This is a genomic window from Streptomyces sp. NPDC002886 (assembly GCF_042888445.1).
In the GTDB taxonomy this organism is placed as follows: Bacteria; Actinomycetota; Actinomycetes; order Streptomycetales; family Streptomycetaceae; genus Streptomyces.
Genome location: NZ_JBIAPV010000018.1, coordinates 54433 through 76440, shown reverse-complemented (window position 1 = coordinate 76440; position 22008 = coordinate 54433). Strand labels below are relative to the sequence as shown.

The 22008-nt window shown below is 67.2% G+C and carries 15 protein-coding genes and 2 pseudogenes; 6 read left to right on the top strand and 11 right to left on the bottom strand.

Going from position 1 to position 22008, the window contains the following annotated elements; translation table 11 throughout:
* Nucleotides 1-138: 138 nt before the first annotated feature.
* Together ACFYYB_RS40955 and ACFYYB_RS40950 are read right to left on the bottom strand one after the other, a co-directional pair.
* Entirely contained in the window at nt 139-954 is an 816-nt protein-coding gene (locus ACFYYB_RS40955) for a sulfite exporter TauE/SafE family protein (protein ID WP_389443611.1), read from the bottom strand.
* A 230-nt stretch (nt 955-1184) separates the two neighbouring features.
* The gene (locus ACFYYB_RS40950) at nt 1185-1928 is read right to left on the bottom strand and encodes a GNAT family N-acetyltransferase (RefSeq protein ID WP_389443609.1); all 744 of its coding nucleotides are present in this window, start codon (nt 1926-1928) and stop codon (nt 1185-1187) included.
* Nucleotides 1929-2033: 105 nt separating this feature from the next.
* Between ACFYYB_RS40950 and ACFYYB_RS40945 the strand changes: the two are divergent.
* Nucleotides 2034-2123, top strand: a pseudogene (locus ACFYYB_RS40945) (HNH endonuclease); the annotation flags it as partial.
* 118 nt (nt 2124-2241) lie between these two features.
* Here the strand turns inward: ACFYYB_RS40945 and ACFYYB_RS40940 are convergent.
* Nucleotides 2242-2718 (bottom strand): hypothetical protein, encoded by a 477-nt coding sequence (locus ACFYYB_RS40940; RefSeq protein WP_389443607.1) that lies wholly within the window; start codon nt 2716-2718, stop codon nt 2242-2244.
* 236 nt (nt 2719-2954) lie between these two features.
* Between ACFYYB_RS40940 and ACFYYB_RS40935 the strand changes: the two genes are divergently transcribed.
* The 4 genes from ACFYYB_RS40935 (at nt 2955) to ACFYYB_RS40920 (ending at nt 5959) form a co-directional block, all read left to right on the top strand.
* A complete protein-coding gene (locus ACFYYB_RS40935) occupies nt 2955-3740 on the top strand; it encodes a CGNR zinc finger domain-containing protein (RefSeq protein ID WP_389443605.1) in 786 nt (261 codons plus the stop codon).
* Nucleotides 3712-4824 carry a DEAD/DEAH box helicase family protein gene (locus ACFYYB_RS40930; protein WP_389443603.1) on the top strand — a complete coding sequence of 371 codons (1113 nt, stop codon included), beginning with the start codon at nt 3712-3714 and terminating at the stop codon, nt 4822-4824. The genes ACFYYB_RS40935 and ACFYYB_RS40930 overlap by 29 nt, the downstream gene beginning before the upstream one ends.
* Nucleotides 4797-5480 carry a hypothetical protein gene (locus ACFYYB_RS40925; protein WP_389443601.1) on the top strand — a complete coding sequence of 228 codons (684 nt, stop codon included), beginning with the start codon at nt 4797-4799 and terminating at the stop codon, nt 5478-5480. The genes ACFYYB_RS40930 and ACFYYB_RS40925 overlap by 28 nt, the downstream gene beginning before the upstream one ends.
* 218 nt (nt 5481-5698) lie before the next feature.
* Nucleotides 5699-5959 (top strand): hypothetical protein, encoded by a 261-nt coding sequence (locus ACFYYB_RS40920; RefSeq protein WP_389443627.1) that lies wholly within the window; start codon nt 5699-5701, stop codon nt 5957-5959.
* Here ACFYYB_RS40920 and ACFYYB_RS40915 read toward each other — a convergent pair.
* The 6 genes and pseudogenes from ACFYYB_RS40915 to ACFYYB_RS40890 all read right to left on the bottom strand — a co-directional run bounded on the left by ACFYYB_RS40915 (nt 5952) and on the right by ACFYYB_RS40890 (nt 13745).
* Nucleotides 5952-6437: a hypothetical protein gene (locus ACFYYB_RS40915; RefSeq protein WP_389443599.1), complete on the bottom strand. Its 486-nt coding sequence runs from the start codon at nt 6435-6437 to the stop codon at nt 5952-5954. The genes ACFYYB_RS40920 and ACFYYB_RS40915 overlap by 8 nt on opposite strands.
* Nucleotides 6438-6552: 115 nt before the next feature.
* A complete protein-coding gene (locus ACFYYB_RS40910) occupies nt 6553-6993 on the bottom strand; it encodes a hypothetical protein (protein ID WP_389443597.1) in 441 nt (146 codons plus the stop codon).
* 764 nt (nt 6994-7757) lie between these two features.
* The gene (locus tag ACFYYB_RS40905; RefSeq protein WP_389443595.1) at nt 7758-8366 is read right to left on the bottom strand and encodes a hypothetical protein; all 609 of its coding nucleotides are present in this window, start codon (nt 8364-8366) and stop codon (nt 7758-7760) included.
* Nucleotides 8367-8791: 425 nt separating this feature from the next.
* A pseudogene (locus tag ACFYYB_RS40900) lies at nt 8792-9109 on the bottom strand (HNH endonuclease family protein); the annotation flags it as partial.
* The gene (locus ACFYYB_RS40895) at nt 9099-9335 is read right to left on the bottom strand and encodes a hypothetical protein (protein ID WP_389443593.1); all 237 of its coding nucleotides are present in this window, start codon (nt 9333-9335) and stop codon (nt 9099-9101) included. The pseudogene ACFYYB_RS40900 and the gene ACFYYB_RS40895, both read right to left, overlap by 11 nt.
* 327 nt (nt 9336-9662) lie before the next feature.
* On the bottom strand, nt 9663-13745 hold the full coding sequence (locus tag ACFYYB_RS40890) for a LamG-like jellyroll fold domain-containing protein (protein ID WP_389443591.1): 4083 nt from the start codon (nt 13743-13745) through the stop codon (nt 9663-9665).
* A gap of 922 nt (nt 13746-14667) precedes the next feature.
* Between ACFYYB_RS40890 and ACFYYB_RS40885 the strand changes: the two genes are divergently transcribed.
* Entirely contained in the window at nt 14668-20637 is a 5970-nt protein-coding gene (locus tag ACFYYB_RS40885; protein WP_389443625.1) for an RHS repeat domain-containing protein, read from the top strand.
* Nucleotides 20638-21199: 562 nt separating this feature from the next.
* On the opposite strand, the gene ACFYYB_RS40880 is transcribed toward ACFYYB_RS40885, so the two are convergent.
* Both ACFYYB_RS40880 and ACFYYB_RS40875 read right to left on the bottom strand, forming a co-directional pair.
* Nucleotides 21200-21367, bottom strand: coding sequence for a transposase (locus ACFYYB_RS40880; protein WP_389443589.1), 168 nt, complete (start codon nt 21365-21367; stop codon nt 21200-21202).
* A 44-nt stretch (nt 21368-21411) separates the two neighbouring features.
* Complete coding sequence (locus ACFYYB_RS40875) at nt 21412-21729, bottom strand: hypothetical protein (RefSeq protein WP_389443587.1); 318 nt, start codon at nt 21727-21729, stop codon at nt 21412-21414.
* Between the last annotated feature and the right edge of the window lie 279 nt (nt 21730-22008).

The window sequence follows — 22008 nt, the reverse complement described above, 5'->3', positions numbered from 1 at the left end:
GTACACGCGGCCGGTACCAGACACACCTGAGCAGCAGCTCGCCGCGCTGCTCAGGTGGGCGAAGGGCTCCAAGAACCCCCCAGTTTGGACACCCTGAGCAACCCAGTTGGCCTGAGGCCGGAGCGGTGGAGCGGGGGGTCAGTCGTGGCGGGCGAGCTTGACTGCGGAGACGAGCAGGATCGCGGCCAAGGCGGGGATGAGGACCACGTCCGGGAACACCCCGAGCAGCAGACCGCCGAGCACCGCTCCCGTGATCGAGCCCGCGACCATGACCAGGGCGAAGCGGCGGTTGGCCCCCAGAACCGCGAAGCTGCCGTCGCGGCTGTAGCGGGCGAAGGCCACCAGCATCGTCGGCAGGGACACCAGCAGGGACAGGCTTCCCGCGATCTTGATGTCCTGTCCGAAGAGCAGCACGACCGTGGGGATCAGGAGCTCGCCGCCGGCCACGCCCATGATGGCCGCGACCACGCCGATGCCGAACCCGGCCGCCACCCCGAGCGGCACCTGGGCCGCCAGCGGCAGGTCGAGCATTCCCAGGGTCGAGAAGTGGGTAAACAGCAGGGCCGCGGCCATAAGCACCATGAGCGCGGCGAGGACCTTGTAGAGGGTGGAGGAGCGCATCCGCACCGCCCACGATGCGCCGGCCCATGCGCCGAGGAGGCTTCCGGCAAGGAGGTTGACCGCGACGGGCCAGTGCGCGGCCAGCTCGGAGGCGGACACGGCCGCGAGGCGGGCGGGGAGCGCGGTCAGGACCACGACCAGGCTCATCGCCTTGTTCAGGATCACGGCGGAGAGCGCGGCGAACCCGAACAGGCTTATCAGCAGCGGCAAGCGGAACTCCGCGCCGCCCAGACCGATCATCCCGCCCAGCACGCCAATCGCGGCCCCGGCGGCGAACACCACCGGCATGGAGTGCGTCGAGCGCAGCGGGGCGAGGGTCTGTTCGGTACTCATGACGGGCATCTTCGCTGGTAGCGGACGCTGCCCGCCATGGAAGGACCGCACCTTCAGGGGAAGACACCGAGTACCAGATCGGGGCTCATCAGGTCCTCTGAAGCACCCCTGTCCTGTCGCAGCGCATTTGGCGGGTGCCGTGATGCTGACCTGCATTGTCGCCATGCCGTTTGAGCATCTCGGGCTCGCCGTTCTCACCCGACATGGCAGTAGCGGAAGGGGCTCCGTCCTTACGGACCCTGGTCGAGGGGGACGTCGCCAAGCCGAAGACTGAGCTGGGCGCCCAGCTCCTGGAACCCCAGAGCTAGAGCCACACGCTGTGATGAAAAGGGCCGTGCTCTCCACTGCGGCAGCAACCCGGCATTGAGGGCATGGGCCACGGCTGCGGACGCCACGGCCCGAGCCAGGCGCCGGCCCCGACAGTGCGGGGCAACCAGCACACTCAGGTGGGCTACCGACTGCGGCCAGGACCGGTACCCGGCTGCGGCTACGACCCCATCGCCCTGGCGAAGACAGAACGCGGGAGAAGACACGTCCTCCAGACCGCTCTCGCCGGCCTCCTCCTCCCCAGCCAGGGCCAGAAGCGCGGCCAGGTCTCCGTCACCGATCGGCAACTGCTCGACCCCAATACCTTCATGCGCAGGAAGAAAGCTGTCCCGGTCGAGATAGAAGAGCGAAGCCGGCCCGAGAACATCGAGAACGGGCAGCACTGTACGCAGACGAGCGATGTCAACGACCTCTTCGTGGGTCATCTTCCGCGCGGCGTCGCCCACCATCCCGGCAGCCCGCGTGCTCGGCGCAGTGACGAGGGCGGCGTCACCGATCCGCACGATCCCGCTCCACGACGGCGGACACAACCGCGACCCGGGCGCGACCACAACCCTCGTACCTCCCGAAGGAGAGAACTCGACCGGGGTGCCCGCCAGCTCCACCCACAGCTCTCGGACGCGCACGAGCAAGAGATCGTCAGCCATGGCCGCATCTTGTCGCCTCCGCCACCGGGGCGCGACCAGATTTCTCGCGGACAGCCCGTACCGTAAAACGCGGCCCAGCCGTGGTCCATTGAGAATCCGCCAGGCCTGACCCGCCCCCAGCTCTTGGCGGTGTCGGCGGCGACGAACAGGTCCAAGGGCGACCAAGGCCCCGACGAGTGGCAGCCCCCGGCGAGGCGTACTGGGCACGGCAACACAGCCACACCACGCACGGAGTCCGCCAAGTTGGTCGCCGTGCGGCCACCGGCTGCCGCCCCGGCATCGAGTGGGGCGGACTGAGCCGGGCACTGCCTGGTCAGGCGGCTTGGGCGACAGCCGGGCCGAAGACGCGATCGAAGGGGTGGGCGTGCTGGGTGCTGACGAGGTGGTAGGCGCCGCTTGAGTGGCGCAGGGCGTGGTCGGTGTAGTGGAGGACTTCGGCGGGGGTGAGGACTTTGAGGTCGCCGAATACGTAGTAGAGCGGGGTCGGGGCGTGGATGGCGGTGAAGTGGAGGCCCGCGTGGATGGTGGTGGAGCTGATCGAGTAGCGGTTGGTGGTGGTGCTGGGCATGTGGTCTTTGGCGTCGATGGTGACGATGTCGCGGCCGCGGGCGGCGATCAGGTCGGGGAACTGGCGAAGAGCGGAGCGGGTACGCCGCAGGGCTTCGCGGACAGCTTCGGGGTAAGTGCCCTGTCCGCAGGGGTGGACGGTCCAGCCTCTGGCGCGCAGTGCGGTGGCGACTCGGTGTTCGTGCAGGTCTCCGACGGCTTTGCGATCCTGCCACTGAGTCACGGTGGTTCCCCCTCCATCGAGTTCCGCATGCGTGATACGAACTGCTCCCTTTTCGTATTCCCTCATCTCTGGCTATGATGCCGCACATGGCGGCATACGTTGACCCACGCTTTCGTCCCACGCTGTGGCCCGGAACGCCCGTTCCCGCCCCGGAGTTGAGCCCCCTGCCAGATGCGCGAGCGGAAGACGGGTGGATCGTCTGGAGCCCCCGGCTGCGCCACCCCGGCGACGGGACGGTGTCATTGCCGGAGGACTTCTACCTGCGCGAATTCATGGAACTCGACCCCGCCGACCTCGAAGCGGTCGCCGCCTTGATGCGTGCGTACGGGCATCTGGGAGGCCGAGTCGGCTCGTTGAGCCTCGACGCGGAGGAGCACAACTACTTCACCGAGCTCGCGGAGGGCCTCCACCCCGAGCGCGGCCCGTTCGCCCTCCACGGTGAGGTAGCGACGCTGTTCATCTCCGAAGCCCAGGACGCCATCACCACCTGGCTGGCTCTGCGCCACGAAGGCGGACTCGACGCGCTCGTCGAAGCGGAGGCCACCGAAGAAGAACTCACCCAGTGGCAGGTCGCCAACAGCGACAAGGCAGAGACGTGGCCGCGCGACCTCGACCATATGCGCGAGGAACTGCTGGGACTGAAGGTCAGCTCCCTGACCAGCACCCTCAACGCGGCCCTGGAACCCTTCAGCATCGGCATCGGCAGCCTCGACGACCGCTACCCCACACTCCTGGCCGTGGCATTCCTCCAGCTCTACAACCACCTCGCCGAAGACGCCACCATCCGCGAATGCGCCAGCGAAACCTGCCGGCGCGCCTTCGTCCGCCAACGAGGACGGGCCGAATACGGACAGAACCGAACTACTGGCGTCAAGTACTGCACCCGCGAATGCGCCCGCGCCCAAGCACAGCGCGAACACCGACGCCGCAAGCGGAACACCGCCGTCGCCCAGGTCTCCGACCCTCCCCACCCTCAGAAGCAGGACGTCGTAGATGGTCCGGCCGGGGAACAAACACCGTGACGGGGCGAAGGAGCTCCGCCCGCACCAGCGTGAGGCGGTCGACGCAGTCGTGCGCGCGCTGGAGCGCCCGGCGGCGCAGACCGTGCCCGAGCGTGGACTACGGACTCAGGTGATCATGGCGACCGGATCCGGGACGAGCCTCGTCGCCACCCGCAGCGCCGAGGAACTCAAGGCCAGCCGCGTTCTCGTTCTCGTGCCGTCCCTCGACCTGCTCGCCCAGACCGAGGTCGCGTGGCGCGAGGGCGGCCGCCGGGGCCCGACGATCGGGGTGTCCTCGCTGCGGGGTAAGGAGGCGTCCTTCCCCAACACCACGGACCCGGTCGAGCTGGTGGAGTGGACTCGGGGACTGGAGAAGGCCACCGTGTACGCCACCTACGCCTCCCTCGGGCTGGGCACCCTGGAGAAGGCGCATAACGCCGGCCTTTCCGCCTGGGACCTGATCGTCGTGGACGAAGCGCACCGGACATCTGGCCGGATCGGAAAGCCCTGGGCGGTCATCCACGACAACACCCGCATCCCCTCGCTGCGCCGGCTGTACATGACGGCCACGCCCCGGATGTGGCAGCTCGGGGATGAGGACGAAGCCGGCTCGCCGGGCGAGCTGGTCGCGAGCATGGATGACGACCCCAACGGCCCGTTCGGCAGCCGCTGCTTCACCCTGTCGCTCTCAGAGGCCATCGACCGGGGCATCTGTGCTCCCTACCAGGTCGTATGCGTGGACGTCACCGACACCCAGTTCCAGGCCGCGCAGCTCCTGGGCGCCGAGGCCCGCTCCGACGAGATGCGCGGCGCCCGCCTGGCGGCCCTCCAGACCGCTCTGGTGAAGGCGTCCTCGGAGGAGGGCTTCCGCCGGACCCTGGTCTTCCACCACTTAGTGAAGGAGGCCGAAGCCTTCGCCGCCGGCCTCCCGGACGTCACCGCGCAGGTGCACGTCAGCGACCCCGAGCTGTACCCGGCCACGATCTGGGCGGACTGGCTGTGCGGCGAGCACAAGCCCCTCCACCGGCGCCGGGTCCTGGCGGAGTTCGCCGAGGGATCGCGACGGACGGCACCGTCGTGGAGAAGGGCTACCTCGGCTCGGTGAAGGTGCTGGGCGAGGGCGTCGACACCAAGAACTGCGACTCCGTGTACTGGGCCGACGTACGTGGCTCCATGCCAGACCTCGTCCAGGCCGTGGGCCGCGCCCTGCGGATGCAGCCGGGCGAGGGCAAGACGGCCTCGCTCGTGGTGCCGATCCTGCTCGGCCCTGGCGAGACGGCCGACAACATGCTCACGTCCCGGGCGTACGGCGGCCCGGCCGAGCTCCTCAAAGCGCTCAGGGCCCACGACGCGCGCGTCGTGAAGACCCTCGCCGAACAGCAGGTCCCCAGCCGCTACAAGCCCGTCAGCAAGGACGGCAGCGGTACGAGCGACGGGACCGGCGGCGGCTCCGGAGGCGTCAGTGCCCCTGCCAAGGCCCTGCTGAAGTTCAGTACGCCGCGCGACCCGGCCGCGCTCGCCGCGTTCACCAACCTGCGGGTCCTCAACCCCGAACACGAGCACTGGCGCCGCGGAGTGGAAGCCGCCGTCATCTACGCCCGCGAGCGCGGCGACCTCAAGGTCCCGTTCACGTTCCGCGTCGTCCGCGAGCGCGACCAGAGCGACGGTGAAATGCCGGCGCACGGCCTCCGCCCGCCCTGCAAGGCCAAGGCACACGCCGAGCAGGCCAAGGAAGACGTCAAGGACACCTTCCGCCACTAACCAGACACACGACGGACCACCGTCGCCCGCTGGGCCCCGACCCCTCCCCCCGGAGTCGGGGCCCAGCCACGTTCAGGAGAGGAAGACCGTGAAAGTCGTCAAGATCGTTTTCATGGCCCTCGTCCTCGGGCTGGGAGCCGTCTACGGCTGGGCGATCGCCGACTAGCCGAGCGCGACACCCTTGGCCCGCTGGCGCGGATCCCGCCGGCCTGTGGCCAGTGACCAGCCAGCGGGCCAAGGATCCGCGCCGGAAGGAAGAGGCGCGGTGCGCCGTGCACGTCGAGCCGGGCGTGGACGAGCTGCGGCAGAGCGGGGACGGAAGCAGGACAGGGAAGGTCGAAGCACCCGATCTGGTGCGAAAGCCTCCCGGATTCACCCAGGCCCTGCTCTGCCTCGCCAGGCGCCGGGCCGACGTCCTGTTCGCGATGCTCCGGGACGGGACCTTCTACGAACCGCAGCCGTCGGCTGCGGTCACCTAGCCTGCGGGTCTGCAAGGAGAAGGACTCGATCTGCCTCGACATCGAAGCCGAGCACCGGATGGCCATAGTCGCCTTCCGGGTCCATCAGCACCGGCTTGCCCAGCCGCCGCCCGATCTCCCGAAGGAAGCCGCAGAACACATCAAGTTGCTCTTGGCCCTGCAACTCGCGCAGGTCGACGTCGAAGTCGACTTCATCGTCGGCATGAAAACGGAAGATCGCCAACACGTCGGCGGTCGGCCAGACCCGCAGGTTCGGGCACTCGGCATCCGCCGGCCGGGACAGCACAGCCTCCGCCCGGGGCACCGGAAGCACCGTCTCTCCCTCGGAGTACTGGCACTTCCAGCCCTTCTCCGCGACAAGATCGAGGACCGCCTGCCAGTCCTCCACCGAGGCATCCGGGACACGCACGTCCGGCAGCGACCCCATCAAGTCCGGGTCGAAGAAGCACTTCACGTCATCCCACAGCAGATCAGCCACCCCGCCATGCTGCCCGGCCCACCGACCCGACGCACCCCCGTTTCCCTTGACCAAAGACATAGGGGCATCCCCCCGGTCCTTGGTGGATCGGGGGCTTCGACGTGCCAGTGGGTCCTCAGAGAAGGTTGATCTGCGCCGAGCAGATGTTGTACCCGCCCCGGGCCTGTCCTTCCTTGGTTTGGCTGCCGAGGGTGACAGAGCAGTGGATGTCGCCGCCGCCGTGGAGTTGAGCGGTGAGGTGGTAGTACAGCGCGTCGGCCTTGAACTTGAGGGTGCGGGTCATGGGCAGGCCGCTGCCTTCCAGGTTCTGGCTGTCGCTGCCGTAGGTGATCGTCGTGCCGGACGGCGCCTTCCCCCACACCTTGAAAGTGACCTCGGTGACGGCTGGTTCCTCCGCGGGTGCCGTCGCTGCGGAGCCTGCGGTCCCCCCGGAAACCTCGGCAAGTCTTCTGGACTGCTCGGCTGCCAGCTCCACCCACTGCGCGTCATTCAGTCCGCTGCACTCGTCCGGGCGGACGGTCGGCAGGGGCTTGCCCGCCAGGCCTTCGAGGAGCATGTCGGACACCTTGGAGCGGCACGCCGGTGTGATGGTCGCGCTGCTGGGGGTGGCGGCGGAGCTGGTGATGGGCGTGGCGCTGGCTGTGGGAGACGGCTCTGCCGCCCGGGTACCGGTCGCTGTGGTGCAGGCCGTGATTGAGAGAAGTAGGGCGGCGGCTGTGGCAGCACGGAAGTTCATGGTCCCCCCGAGGATCGTGGCGAAGGGGCCCTATCTGATCGGCTACCGGAGCCAACCGTCTTCGGTGTTGCCGATTCGTGACAAGTGGGGCACAGCCCGTCGGCGTGTCCGGTGTCCGGATGCCTCCGGGCTCATCCGGCCGCAGGCCGGCGGGATGGAGCATGGGCCGATCGCCGTTCATCAGATCTCGCCGAGCGGGGGCCGGCGGGTGACACGATCCGGGTGTCCGGCGTGGACACCGTGCTCGGTGTGGCATACGGCGACGCGGACGTAGTGGAGCTCCTGCCACACCCCAGAACACCCGTCGGAGGGCCGATGGCTGATCCTAGGTGGCCGCGAGCGCGCTCGTGTCGCAGACGTCGCACACCATCGCCTGCGAGTCGAGGGCGGCGGCAGGCTGCTGTGGTCAGGGCTCCGGCGGGTCCTGTCTACGAGAGCGCCCTGTAGGCCGCGGAACGGGGCGGGAACTACTTGGCCGCCACGTACGGGGGCGCTGTCCTGGGAGGCTGGTTGGTGGAGCTCGTCCGGGTCTTCCTTCGCACGTCGGCCCGGACGGGCCGTCTCCTGCGATCGGACCAGCACGGTCAGCGGTACGAGCTCCAGCGTCCGAGGCGTGCCAGCAGCTTGCGGGCGGCCTCCTCATTGAGGCCGAGTTGGGCGGCGGCCTGCTTCGTGTCGAGATCGTTGGCGGTGGCGCGGGCGGCCCAGTAGCCGACCCGCTCGGCGACGACCTCCAGCCGGCGGGCTGCACGTACCGCGGCGACCGGGGAGGTCCTTGTCAGCCTGTCGATCTCCTCCTCCAACTGGACCAGCAGCGAGGTGACGCTCTCGGGCAGGGGGACGGTGGTCGCCTCTACCTGGTCGGTGTGCCCGTACCAGTCCCGGTCGCAGGCGTCCGCCTGCTCGTCACCTGCCTCGGCCAAGTCTTGGTCGCCGATCGTCTCCCAGTCCAGCAGGTGTTCGGGACCGGCCCAGCCACAGGAGCACACCGCGCGCACCGCTGCGGCTCTCGGTACGTGGGGCCAGCGGCCGTCGTAGACGCTCCACTGGGAAACCGGGTCCCCTCCCCCGCCGGAGCCACTGTCGAAGTACACGGGGTTGGGGACGGTGCCGTCGGCGAGGACGGCCTCGACCGCGCCGGTGTGGGAGGTGCCGAACTCTTCCGTCGTCCAGGTCTCGCGCCTACTCACCACGACCTGCCCTCCCCTACCCCGTGTTCGGGCAGCCCACGGTGCGGGGCGGCCTGAACACGACGATGCCGCAACCGGGCTGCGTGGCAGGTGGGTTTTCACGAAGTGGCTGCGGGGACCTCCGCGGCACCTCCGGCCTGCACGGCCTCGACGACGTCCTTGTGGAAGACGGCGAGGCCGCCGAGTGGCAGCGGGGCGGGGGCTCCCGGTGAGGGTGTACCACTCCTCGGCGCCGGTGTACTGGATCCGTACCGTGGCCGTTCCGTCCGGGCCGGGCTCGGTCGTCACGGTGACGTCACCGGTGAGGACGCCGACCTCGTCGGTCATCGCCCCGCCGGGGCCCGCCTTCACGTGGTCGGTCAACGGGACCGACCCGTCCGGGGCGGCACCGTGCTCGGGCTGCGGGGTGGTATCGGGCTGGTGGTCGCTCATGAGCACGTCTCCAGCATCTCGGTCAGCTTCTTCTTCTCGCCCTCGGTCACCGTGAGCTGGTAGGTGGACTTCACGTTCGTCCACGCTGTCGCGTACGTGCACCAGTAGCTCTTGGCCGGGGGCTGCCACTCGTCGGGGCCCTGGTCCCCCTTGGACCGGTTCGTCGCCGCCGACACCGCGAGCAGCTGGGGGCGGGTCAGATCGTTCGCGAACTCCTTACGCCGCTCCGCCGTCCACGCACCGGCGCCTGAACGCCAGGCGTTGGCGAGCGGGACCATGTGGTCGATGTCGAGCTTGCCCGCGTCAGTGACGGTGATTCCCCTCCGACGCGGGAATGCGCGGCTGTGGGAGCCGTACGAGGGTCAGGCCGTGGAACACAGTGCGGCAGGCCGCGACGAGAACCAGGATCAGGCTCAGGGTGAAGGCCAGGTGCGCGGTCCGGTCGAAGCCGTAGTGCGCCGCGCCCCAGCCGGCCGCGGTGACCGCGGCGGCGAGGAGGAAGCCGTCCAAGGCGATCCGTTCCCAACGGCTCAACCCCATGCCCTGCCCCTCCGACGCGCCCTGTTTGACCCGTCGGATCCTGCCACCGGCCACCGGCATCCATGCCGTACGCGCCCCCGGGCCCCGGTGGACTCTGACGGCACAAGCTTCTACAGCTGCGCCGCTATCGACTCCAGGTCCATGCCTGGAAGTCTCCCCCCTTCGTCTCGGCTCGGCCGGAACCGGGCAGAGCAACCTCGCATCGCGTCGGGCAGGCGCAGGTACGCGGCCGAGAGCGCAGCCGCTGAGCCGTGAGTTGTGGGCGGGCGCAACATTCTACTGGCCCGCTTCCCAGGGGGAAGCGGGCCAGACGGTCAGTCGTTGGTGTTAGCCGGTGGCTCCGAGTGGTGTGGCGAGGCCGGGGGTGAGCCAGCGTTCTGCGTTGAGGCCGTAGCAGCCGGAGAGTTCTAGTTGGGTGCCGTTGTCGGTGCGGGCGTTGGGCAGGTCGAGGCAGAAGCCAGACCGAGGGTTGTAGAAGCCACTGTCGGCGGTGGGCAGCCACTGCTGGCCGCTGGCGCCGTTGCAGGTGTTGAGCTGGATGAGGGTGCGGATAGCGGTCCCTCCGGCCTTCGTGGTTACGCACTTGCCGGCCACGCGCAGTTCACCGTTCTCCAGGACCTGGAAGGTCTGCGAGGTGCCGGGGGTGGCGTTGCAGTCGTGGAGGGTGATGGGGTTGCCTTCGGCGCTGCCGTCGCTTTCCGCGCACTTGTTGTTGTCCACCGCTGAGACGAGGGTGGTGCTGGACGCGGAGGGGACGGTGGAGTGGTCGTAGACGGCCAGGTTGCTGATGCGCCCGTTCCAGTAGGAGTAGGGCTTGCCTTGGTACTTGTACCGGCCAAGGACGAGGGAGCCGGTGGCCTTCCACACGTTGGCCTTGGCGTGGTGGCCGGTGCCGGCGAGAGTGCCGTTGACGTACAGGGCGATCAGGCCCGTGGTGTCGTCGTAGCTGGCGGTGAGCTGGGTCCACTCCTTGGTGCGGACCTTGGCGGCGTCGTTCATGACGCCGGTCAGGTCGTAGGCCCAGTTGTCGTCGTCCTTCTGGGACATCCCGAACCGCCAGGTGCCGTCTTGGTCGTGCCAGATCATGAAGCCGCTGGCGTGCAGTCCGTCCTGGCTGACCACGATGTTCGGCGCCTCGGACCTGGCCCAGGCCGAGACGGTGAAGCTGTTGGTGGTGTCGACGGGGGTGCCGGTGGAGGTGACCGTGCCGCTGGTGCCGTCGAGGTCGACGACGTCGGTCAGGGTGCCCGCGACGGTGCCGGCGATGCGCGTGGCGCCGGTGGAGCTGAGCTTGCCGTTGCTGCGGCCGCGCATGTCGATGGCGGTCGTTCCGGTCTCTTCGTTCAGTTTCCAGTGGGTGGTGGAGATCCGGGCGTCGCCCATGACCTCTGAAGTGTTGAAGCTGGTGACCTTGCCGCTGGTCGTTTTGCCGTTCCAGGTGCGCAGGCGGTGGCGGCTGTCGAGGGACCAGAGGTCGGGGATGTTGTCGGCGCTGGTGTCGCCGGAGGAGCCGAGCACGGGGAAGGAGGCGGCGGTGACGCCGGTGCGGATCCTGGTGCGCTTGCTGTGGTCGCCGAGTGCTTCAGGGTGTCCGGCGACGTTGGCGTACTGGTAGATGTCGCCTGTGCTGTCGTCCCGGGCCCAGAGGTCGGCGAGGCCGTCGCCGGTGGCGTCGCCGGGGGCCATGAGGGTCAGGTCGTCCCAGCCGCTTGTGCTGAGGACGAACGTGCCAGGATCGATGAGCTGGCCAGTGCCTGCTTTTCCTTGGAACAGGATGAGCTGAGTACCGCCTGCTCCGTTGCTTTCGACGGTGAGCAGGTCGTTTCGCTGGGTCGTGGTGCTCGCGTCGGGCAGTACGTCTCCGACGGCGAGGATCTGCTTGACCCGGCTCCAGTTGCCGATGTAAGCGGTCCCGCAGGGCTTGTCGGTGGTGGCGACGGTGCATCCCTCGACGGGCCTTGCCACGTCCAGGGTGTTGTCGGCGTCGAAGTAGGGACCGCCCTTGGTCTTGGAGTTGCGGTAGACCTTGAGCTGTCCGTCGCGGAAGGTCCACAGGTCATCGACTGTGATGCCGTTGCCGCCGCGGTGTGTGGTCAGGGTGCCATTTCCCCAGCCCTTGCCGCCGGGGCTGTTGGCCTTGGTGGCGGCGATCAGGCCGCCCGCGGAGGGGTCGATCGCGGTGGGGTAGACGATGAGGTCGCCGTTGTCGGCGGGGGCGATGAAGTCGACGAGGTCGTCGTCGGTGATGTCTCCGAGGACAGTCTTGGCGTTCGGGTCGTCGGGGACGTAGAAGACGTAGGTCTGCTGCTGCGAGCGGTTGCCCGCACGGTCCACGGCCTGGACGCGCAGGATGTTCGTGCCCCACCACGTGGGCGTCACCGGGATGGTGGCGGTGCCGTCGGCCGCTGCATTGATGCGGTTGGCGCCGCCGACGGGGATGTCCTCGTTGAACGCCCACTCGTAGTACAGGACACCGCTGAGGGGGTCGCCTGCGGTGACTTTGAAGTTGCCCTTCTCACCGATGTGCTTCGTGGAGCCGGGCAGGGTGCCGGACGGCGGGTATTCGGCGGAGGTGACGACCGGGACGGACGGCGGCTGGGTGTCCACGGAGAATGTGCATCCGCTCATCCAGTTGGCCGACATCATGTCGCCGTCGCCGCCAGCTACGCGCCAGGAGTAGGTACGGCCGTCTGCCATGTTCGTGGGGTGGGCGGATACCCAGTGGGTTCCGTTTGCGGCCCCGATCCAGCCGCTGCTGTACGTCGTGGTGCCGCTTGCCTTGTCGATGACCTCGAAGACGGCATCGGTGACCTGGCCGTCGGGGTCGCCGACCCAGGCGCCGACGGTGAAGCCGGTGTAAGTGCTGGCGCCGACCCAGCCGCAGCCGTTTCCGTTCGGGTTCTGGGGCGCCGGGGTCGTGGTGAGCCCCCACGGGTCGTACGGGCGCCGGTTGTACTCGATGTAGAAGAACGGCAGCTTGTTCTTGTCGCGGGTGAACCGCTTGAAGCCGTTGTTGCCGCTGCTCTTGGACTCGTTGGCGGCGAAGAGTGCGTACGTGACTTTGCCGAGCGAGATTCTGTCCGCCAGGTGGTCGCGTACGTCCCACTCACCGCGCGTGGTGGAGCTGGAACATCCCGCGCCGCCGGCACTGTTCATCGAGGTCGTGCGGAGGACTCCGTAGTCCTTGGGCTGGTTGTTCCAGGTGATGTTCGACAGGAGCTGCTCGGTGGAGTGCAGGTCTACGTTGTAGGTGTTGCTGCATGTGGCATCGGCGGCGTACGACTGGGTCGCGTTGAGGGACGCCTTCTTGATGGACTTGTCGCCCAGGTCGCTGGTGTCGAGCTGGACGTAGTAGCGCTCCAGGCCGGTTTTGCTGCGCCAGCGCTGGTAGCCGACACCGGGATCGTAGTCGTCCGCGTAGTCGTCGTAGCTGGTGGTGGTCGGGTACGCCTCCTGGACCCAGGCCCAGTGCTGGACTTCCCGGTTGGCGGGGATCCACGCCGGGTCGATGTACACCGGGTAGGCCGTGTCGGGGGCGGTAAGGAAGGACTGGTCCGGGGTCAGGGCGACGGAGTCCGTGCCGAGGTCGGCCTGCAGGCGGGTGGTCTTGGCGAAGTCGCCCGGCCCGTCGCTATCAGAGGTGGTCTTGACCGCCTCTTCTTCCCCGGTGCCGAGCGGCGTCTCGTCCGCGGTGACCGCCTGGGAGAAGGCCACGGTGCCGCCGGACTTGGCGAGCGGGACCTCTATGGGAGCGGTGGAGTCCCACATCGTGGGGGTCGGTGCCTGGAAGACCGTACGGCCTGCAGCGTCGGCTGCTTTCAGGTTCCCGTGATCGTCGGCTGAGACAGTGACGCCTTCGCCCTTGAGGCCCGTGGTCAGCTTTGCGAGCTTCGGATTCTTCGCAGCCTCGGCGGACTTGACGACCAGAATCTGCGAAATCCCGCCGCCCTCATCGGCCGTGACCCTCAGATCCACACCGGGGAGGACTTCTCGGTAGGCGGCGCTGGAACCGTCCAGCACCGGTACGGGAAGCGGGTCCGGCCAGCTCAGGACCAGCTGCTTGCCGTCCTGATCCAGGGTGGCCAGCGGGCCGGTGCCGCCGCCGGAGAGGGTCAGACCGCTCACCGAGGCCTTCGGACGGAGCGTGCCGTCGGCTGCCTTGACCAGGGAGGCGTCCAGGTCCACCCAGGTGCCGTCGCGCTTGGTGCGTACGGGGGCGACGCTGCGGGTCAGGCCCAGGGTGCCGTCGGGATTGGCAGTCACCGTGTCGGTGTCGGTCATCCCGGCCGGCACGGGCACCGGCGTGCCCGTGCGCTTGGCCTCCGCCAGAGCGGCGTCCTCCGCCCGCTCCCGCTCGGTCGTCGGGCGCTCAGGCGGAGTGGGATCGCTCAGCACGGGTGGTGTGTCCACCGCTGGAACGGCCAAGGCGGCGGGTGCGGCGCCAACGGTGGTTATCGACAGGGCCAGTGCTATCAGCCCTGTCAGTGCGACCGGCCGGTTGGCCGATCGTTTGCTTCTCTGTATGCCCCCCACGGCAGAACTCCCAATGCGGTTGCGATGGTCAACTGGCGGCGAACGCTAACAGCTCTCTGACCAGGCATTTTCACGACCCCCGCCATCCGGAACCAAGAACTCCAGCGAGATGCCCAGAAATGCCCACCATGCCCGATATCAGACCTCGAGTGTCGCGTATGCGAATGATCAAATTTTGATCACCTTTCAAGACACCGCAGGTCACAGGAGGGTTGGATTGCCCGAATTGATCTATGTGTTGCGAATAAGGAACAACATAGGATCCGCTGATTGATCATTTGGCTACCGTGGGGGGAATGCCGTGCAGGCTCCACCAGAACTACGTCGAACCAGAGGAAGATCTGCGGCAAAACGCCGCATACTCGTCGCCTCTACCGTTGCGCTCTCACTCGTCCTGGGGCTCGGCACAGCCGAGGCCTCCGACTGGAAACCGAAGAACCCGAGCCTCTGGTCACCCGGCACACTGCCCGAAACCGACTCGGTTCCCGGCAAGGACGCCCCGAAGGCAGAAGCGGACCCGGAGCAGCAGGCTGACGCCTGGACTCCGAAGGATGTGTACTGGCCGCAGGCCACCAGCGCCGAAGTCGACCTCGGGGCCACCGCGTCCACCCCTGCGGACGGCTCGCTCTTCGCCGCAGGCCGCTCCCAGGGGCCTGTCGCTCCTCTGCCGGATCCGAGCCGCGCGGGTGACGCACCCGTCTGGGTCGCCCCTGCCCCAGGGGACGAAGGCCCTCGCAGCGGCAAGGCCGCTGTAGAGCTGGAGGACCGTGCAACCGCCGAGAAGGCGGGCTTGCAGGGGATGCTGGTCTCGGTCCGCCCGGGTGAGGGCGTGACCGAAGGCGGACCGGTCAAGGTGTCCGTGGATGTCTCGCACATCGCGGGCTCGTTCGGCGGGGACTGGCTTTCGCGGGCCCAGCTGGTCGCGCTGCCCGAGTGTGTCCTGACGGCTCCCGAGCGGCCGGAATGCCGTACGCAGACGCCGCTGGCCACCGTCAAGGACGGCGACCGGCCCGGCCTCCTCAGCGCCGAGGTACCGCTCGCGGCCCCAAGCCCCGCCGCCCGGAGCCTGAGTGCCGGCTCCGAGTCCTCAGGCGGGGCGACAGTCTTCGCGGCATCGGCTACTCCCGGCGGGCCGGCCGGCAGCTTCGCGGCCACCAGCCTGGCGCCCTCCGGTTCCTGGAGTAGCGGCTCCAACACCGGCGGGTTCTCCTGGAGCTACCCGATCGCCGTACCGGAAGGCCTTGGTGGCAGCAAGCCGAGCATCGCACTGTCCTATAGCTCCCAGGCGATCGACGGCCGTACGGCCGCGACGAACAACCAGGCGTCCTGGATCGGTGAGGGCTGGGACTACTCGCCCGGCTTCGTGGAGCGCCGCTTCAAGCCGTGCGCGAAGGACGGCCAGGAAGGGTCAGGCGATCAGTGCCTGGCCGGGGAGAACGCCACTTTCTCCCTGAACGGCAGGTCCTCGGTCCTGGTCAAGGATGACAAGACCGGCGAGTGGCGGCTGGAGAACGATGACGCCTCGAAGGTCGAGCACCTGGCCGGCGCGGCCAACGGTGACGACAACGGCGAGTACTGGGTGGTGACCACCACCGACGGTACCCGGTACTTCTTCGGTGCTGGCCGCAAACCAGACAGCGCCACGTCCCCGGCCACGAACTCCGCCTGGACCCTGCCCGTCTACGGAAATGACACGGGCGAGGACTGCCACCAGTCGACGTTCGCGGCGTCCTGGTGCCAGCAGGCATGGCGCTGGAACCTCGACTTCGTCGTCGACGCCCGCGGCGGCCTGATCACCTACACCTACGCCACCGAGACCAACCACTACAAGCGCGGCGCCTCGGCCACGAACCCGACAGGCACGATCACCCCGTACATCCGCGGCGGCAACCTCAAAAAGATCGCCTACGGCTCGAAGCTGACGGACGCAGACACCGTCAAGCCGACCGCACAGGTCCTCTTCGACGTGGATGAACGCTGCCTGCCGGTTGCGGATGTCTTCGACTGCGCGCCCGCGAAACTGACCGCGGCCAACCAGACGAAGTGGCCGGACGTGCCCTTCGACCAGAAGTGCGAGTCCACGGGTACCTGCGAGAACTACTCGCCGACGTTCTGGACCACCAAGCGGCTCACCAAGATCACCACGCAGGTTCTCGGCGGTGACGGCGGGTACGACAACGTCGACTCCTACGCGCTCAGCCACCAGTTCCCCAAGACGGAGGACCAAACAGCCCCGGCCTTGTGGCTGTCTCTCCTCCAGCACACCGGCTACGACGGTACGAAGACACTGGACACTCCCAAGGTCATCTTCTACGGCAAGCTGCGGAACAACCGCGTCGACTCCAGCAGCGACAACCGGCCGGCCATGAACCGGTACCGCATCGTGAAGATCAAGTCCGAGACCGGGAAGATCACCGACATCGTCTACGCCGATGCCGACTGCTCCCCCGGTACCGGCCTGCCCTCGGCAGCAGACTCCAACACCAAGCGCTGCTTCCCCGTCTACTGGAATCCAGACCCCCGCAGCCCGAACGATTCAAGCCTGGACTGGTTCCACAAATACGTCGTCGCCCAAGTCACCGAAACGGACCCCTTCGGCGGATCCCGCCCGCAGGAAGTCCGCTACGAGTACGTCGGCCTGGCCGCGTGGCACCGTGACGACGAAGAACTGACCGAGGACAAATACCGCACCTGGAACCAGTTCCGCGGCTACCAGCAGGTCATCACCCGCGCCGGCACCGCCCCCGACGTCGTCTCCAAGACACACGCCTTCTACCTCCGTGGCATGAACGGCGACGTCAGAGCGAACAACACCAAGCGGGTGTACACCTTCACCGGGATCAACGGAAACACGATCCCCGACGACAACCACCTCGCCGGCACCCTGCGCGAACTGCGTACCTTCGCCTCCGACGGCGGAGACCTTGTCTCCACCGTCACGTCCGACCCCTGGGTCCCGGAAGCCACCGCAACGCACAGCCGTGGAACCGCACTGCCGGCCCTGACGGCCCGGATGCAGGGAACCTCCCTCACCCAGCACAAAACGCTGCTCGCCGACACGACCTGGCGGACCACGTCACAGGCCGTCACGTTCGATGCGGCGTACGGAATGCAAGAGTCGGTCCTCGACAAGGCTGACGGCCTGCCCGACATCTGCACCACCACCTCCTACGCGCGCAACGAGACCGCCCGGATCCTCGACCGCGTGTCGCAGACCCTGCGGACCCAGGCAGCGTGCGACGTGGCTGCCACCGAGGCGAACACCATCGACGGCAGCCGCACCAACTACGACAACAAGCCCTTCGGCACCCTGAACGGTCCCGGCCAGCCCACCAGCACAGCCGTTCTGGAACGCTTCGAAGCCGGCCAGCCGAAGTACACCGCCAAGGCCTCGATCGCGTACGACGCCTACGGTCGTGTCACCAGCACCACCGACGCCGCAGGCGCCACCACCAAGACGGCGTACACACCGGCAGCGCCGGCCCGTCCGACGACCCTCAAGGTCACCAACGCCAAGAACTGGACGACGACCACCACCCTGCACCCCCTGCGCGGTGTCCCGGTCAAGACTGTCGACCAGAACAACCGCACCACCGAGGCTGCCTACGACGAACTGGGGCGCACCACGGAGGTGTGGCTGCCGGGCCGAGCCCGTACCCAGAGCGCCAGCCAGGTGTTCTCCTACGACCTGAACCAGACCGACACCAGCTCGGTCACCACCCAGACACTCCGAGCCGACCAGTCCTACGCCACCTCGATCGACATCCTCGACGCGATGGGCCAGCAGGTCCAGACCCAGTCGGTTCCACAAAACGGTGCGGCAGGCACTCGCCTGATCACCGACAGCGCCTACGACAGCCGCGGCCGCGTCTTCAAGACCAGCGGCACCTACGTCAACAAAGACTCCGACCCGGTGAAGAGCTTCTTCACCGCCGACGAGAACACGCTGCCCGCCCAGAACCTCACCCAGTACGACGGCCTCGGCCGGCCGGTCGCGGGGATCTTCTACTCCAAGGCGAAAGAGCAGTGGCGTACAGCCATCGCCTACCCGGGCGCCGACCGCGTCGACACCACCCCGCCCAAGGGTGGGATCGCCTCCAGCACGATCACCGACGCCCGCGGGCGTAAGACTGAACTGCGCCTGTACAAGGCCGAAACCCCAACCGGGGCATTCGACGCCACAACCTACGGCTACGACGCCGCCGGCCAGCTGAAGCAGATCACCGACCCCGCCGGCAACGACTGGACCTACGACTACGACCTCCAGGGCCGTCAGACCAAGGCAGTGGACCCCGACAAGGGAACATCCACGAGCACATACGACATCGCCGACCGCCTGGAGTCGTCCACCGATGCCCGCGGCACCACCATCTTCACCAGTTACGACATCCTGGGCCGGCCAACCTCACGCAACCTGAGCGCGGCCGACGGCACCAAGCTCGCCACGTACGACTACGACACCCTCCTGCCCGGGCTGCCGACCGCATCCACCAGCTGGGCGAGCGGCAAAGCGTGGCGTCAGGAAGTCACCGGTTACGACACCGGCTACCGGCCCACCGGAAGCAAGCTGATCGTTCCTGCCGGTGAAGGAGCCCTCACCGGCACCTACACGAGCTCCACCAGCTACAACCCGATCACCGGGCTGGAAACCAGCACCGACCTCCCCGCATCGGGCGGACTGCCTGCCGAGGACCTCTCCACCAGCCGCAACATCAACGGGCTTCCGGTCTCCATCGGCTCCAACACCGTCGACTACGTCAACTACACCAACTACAACGAGCTCGGCCAGGTACAGCGCACCACCTTCGGCGATGACCCCAAGCAGGTAGTCGCCACCAACATCCTGGACCCCGCCACCGGCAGGCTCCTGAGCACCGAGCTCAGTAAACAGGACCAGACCTCCGGCCCGGTCAACAGCACCAGCTACACCTACACCCCCGCCGGCGACGTCACCTCCGTCACCAACGTTCAGGGCGCAGCACGGGACACCCAGTGCTTCACCTACGACTACCAGGGCCGTCTCACCGAGGCCTGGACTGACAAGGGCACCACCACAACCAAGCCCGGCCCCAGCGTGCCCGGCATCGGAGGCTGCACCAACACCACTCCCAGCAGCGCTGAGATCGGAGGTCCGGCTCCCTACTGGCAGTCGTTCACCTACGACGTCACCGGCAACCGCAAGACCCTGACAGACCATGACCCCACAGGTGACGCCGCCAAAACCAGCGTCACCACCAACACCTACCCTGCGCCCGGCTCCCCGCGCCCGCACACCCCGACCTCCACCACCAGAAAGATGGGCAGCAACACCCCGGTCACCACCGACCTCACCTACGACAAGACCGGAAACACGCTCACCCGACCCGACACCGGCGACGCCCCGAACACCCTCCCCGGCGACGGCGGCCCCACCCAGAAACTGACCTGGAACGCCGAAGGCAAACTCGCCTCCAACACCACCAACGCAGGCACCTCCACCTACATCTACGACGCGGCAGGCAACCGTCTCGCCCGCAAGGACCCCGGCAAGACGACCCTCTACACCGGGACGGACGAACTCACCCTCGACACCAACACCGACAAGATCACCGGCACCCGCTACTACCCGACACCGGGTGGAACGACCATCGTCCGGACCTCGGCGGGCAAGCTCTCCTACATCGCGGCCGATCACCACAACACCGGCACCACCTCCATCGACGCCGCGACCCTCACCGTCCAGCGCCGCACCACCAAGCCGTTCGGTGAAGAACGCGGCGCCAAGCCGACGGCCTGGCCGGGTGAGAAGGGCTTCGTCGGCGGCACCCAAGACAAATCGACCGGCCTCACACACATCGGGGCCCGCGAATACGACCCCGCAGCGGGCCGGTTCCTCTCCGTCGACCCTCTGATGGTCATCGACGACCCCCACCAGCACAACGCCTACCAATACGCCAACAACAGCCCCCTCACCAACTGGGACCCCACCGGCCTCGCCACAGACGACGGAACCGGCCACAGCGAAAAGCCCGACGGCACGTCCCCCAGCAACCCCGTAACACCCGGCGGAAAGGACCCGAACAACGGCGGCGGCGGCGGATACAGAGGCGGCGGCCCCCCGCTAGTCAAGGGCAGCACATGCGGCAACGACCAGGACTGTCGCGACGTGAGCAGCAGCAAGCCCCAATGGCAGCGAACTCCGGGCAATCCGCCACTATGCGAATACTGCATCAGCCCGCTCCCGCCACAAGCTCCACTAAAAGACGAGGCCGCTGGATTTCTGAGCGGATTCATCACCAACCTGCAGGGATCGAAGAATGCCAGGTGCATCGCAGGACCTAACCTTCCTTCCTGCCAGCTGGATGACGCGTTCGACAATTGGGCGAAAAGCCACGGAGTCAGCGAATACGGCCTCGAACAAGGAAGAATGGCCTTCTCGGCAGCGATTCCCATCCCTGGCGGGGCAGGAAAAATTTCCACTAAACTGGCCCAGACTCAGATGCGACACATCAAGGGGCGAAAAGAATACCTAGATGCCGGCGGCACTGGTTCATATCTACTGCATTTCAAGGAAGGGCAGGAGATACTCGCCGCCTACCATCAAGGTCGAACAACAGTACTCGGAACAACGAAAAACGGACACATTGTAATTCGATACAATGGAATTACCGGATATAACAACAATCCCGGAGCTGGAGCCGGCCACCTCGACCAGCCGACAAATGTGTTCATGATCAAGGGGACCGCCCGACCTAGCATCGTCCCAATAACCCCGAATTGGACTCCATAAAATTGAACCCACTAGAGCGCGAAAACTACTTCATCATCCAAGCAATGCAAGCCTGCCTCGGCCTAATCTCGGACAGCGTCCGCGCAATCTCGGTTCAGATTGACACGGAACGCATCACGCTTTACTTTTCCGTATCGAGCAGATCATCTGACCTGGAAGAAGATATCGACGACATCAAGTTCGAGCTAGACGCATTCACAGAGGGCCGGTTCTACATTGATGCCGAGGTCTACGATGGACCACCCTACGAAGAATGGCCGGGACACCCATGGAGGAAGATCTACATGAAAAATCCACGCAGGTCCGAAAGTTAGCAATCGGCCGGATGTGGCAGATCGGCAGACGAGCTTACTCAAGGATGCTTCGGATTCGGTATGCATCGAAGTGCATACTTGCGACTTCTGAGGCTGTAACACTCACCAGCTGTTTCATCGATTACCCCCAGTAGACGACGGCGGCGGGCAGAAATAGTCCGCCGCCGTTGCCGTCTGCGCCAGGGGTCATCAGCATCGGCGGCCTCATTGCCTGCGCTCAGCCGGGCGGTGGGATCCTAGGTCCGTCTTCAAATCGATCTTGCCCAGAGCAGGAGCGATGCGAGTGTGACCGCCGCTTCGTCGGAGGTGGCGGTCTTCTCGTAGCGGGTGGCGATGCCTCGGAAGCCTTTCAGCTGGTTGAAGCAGCGTTCGACCGTGTTGCGGCGGCGGTAGATCTCGCTGTTGGCTTTATTCACGGGAGGAGTTGCCCGCACCCGGGCAGGTATGACGGACGCCGGGTTCACCACCAGGCGCTGATGCCGTCCTCCAGGTCGGCCATGTTCGCCGGCTCCCGGTCGTAGTCGTCCAGGCTGTGACACGTGCAGATGCCGCCCTCGTCTGTAAGCCGCTCGCAGTGATCGGCATGGTCCGGGGTCCGGACCAGCGAGTGCGCGCCGTATGCCGGCCGTGACGCGGGCACCACTGCGGGGGTGCCCGCGAGTTCGGCCCGGATGTCCTTGAACGTGCGGCCCTCCCAGCCCTTGCACTCCTCGCAACCGCGTCCGCCGGGGAGGGGCCCCGGGCAGTCGTACATGTGCATTTCGGGATCAATGTCCATGGCAGCTCTCCAGGCAGGTCAAGCCGGTCTGTACGTGCGGCGGGTGGCACGGTGGCCGGGCAAGGTGTGGCGGGAGAGTACTGCGGCACCCGCATTCGGCCGCCGGGCCCCGGCACGGACACGGGCACGGTGGCCGTGTCCGGCCCGGAGGGAATGGTGATCTTGCCGTTGGCGAAGAGCCAGGCCACCACCGCCCGCCGGTCGAACTCGGTGCCACCGTTGGTGCCGTCCACGGGGGCGGGGAAGCCGGGCAGGCGCCGCCAGTTCACCACCGTGGCG

Bases quoted from the DNA above. Each gene is read 5' to 3' on its own strand.
- ACFYYB_RS40955 (WP_389443611.1), bottom strand. From the start codon at position 954: ATGAGTACCGAACAGACCCTCGCCCCGCTGCGCTCGACGCACTCCATG.
- ACFYYB_RS40950 (WP_389443609.1), bottom strand. From the start codon at position 1,928: ATGGCTGACGATCTCTTGCTCGTGCGCGTCCGAGAGCTGTGGGTGGAG.
- ACFYYB_RS40930 (WP_389443603.1), top strand. From the start codon at position 3,712: ATGGTCCGGCCGGGGAACAAACACCGTGACGGGGCGAAGGAGCTCCGC.
- ACFYYB_RS40910 (WP_389443597.1), bottom strand. From the start codon at position 6,993: ATGCTCCTCGAAGGCCTGGCGGGCAAGCCCCTGCCGACCGTCCGCCCG.
- ACFYYB_RS40895 (WP_389443593.1), bottom strand. From the start codon at position 9,335: ATGGGGTTGAGCCGTTGGGAACGGATCGCCTTGGACGGCTTCCTCCTC.
- ACFYYB_RS40885 (WP_389443625.1), top strand. From the start codon at position 14,668: ATGCTGGTCTCGGTCCGCCCGGGTGAGGGCGTGACCGAAGGCGGACCG.
- ACFYYB_RS40875 (WP_389443587.1), bottom strand. From the start codon at position 21,729: ATGGACATTGATCCCGAAATGCACATGTACGACTGCCCGGGGCCCCTC.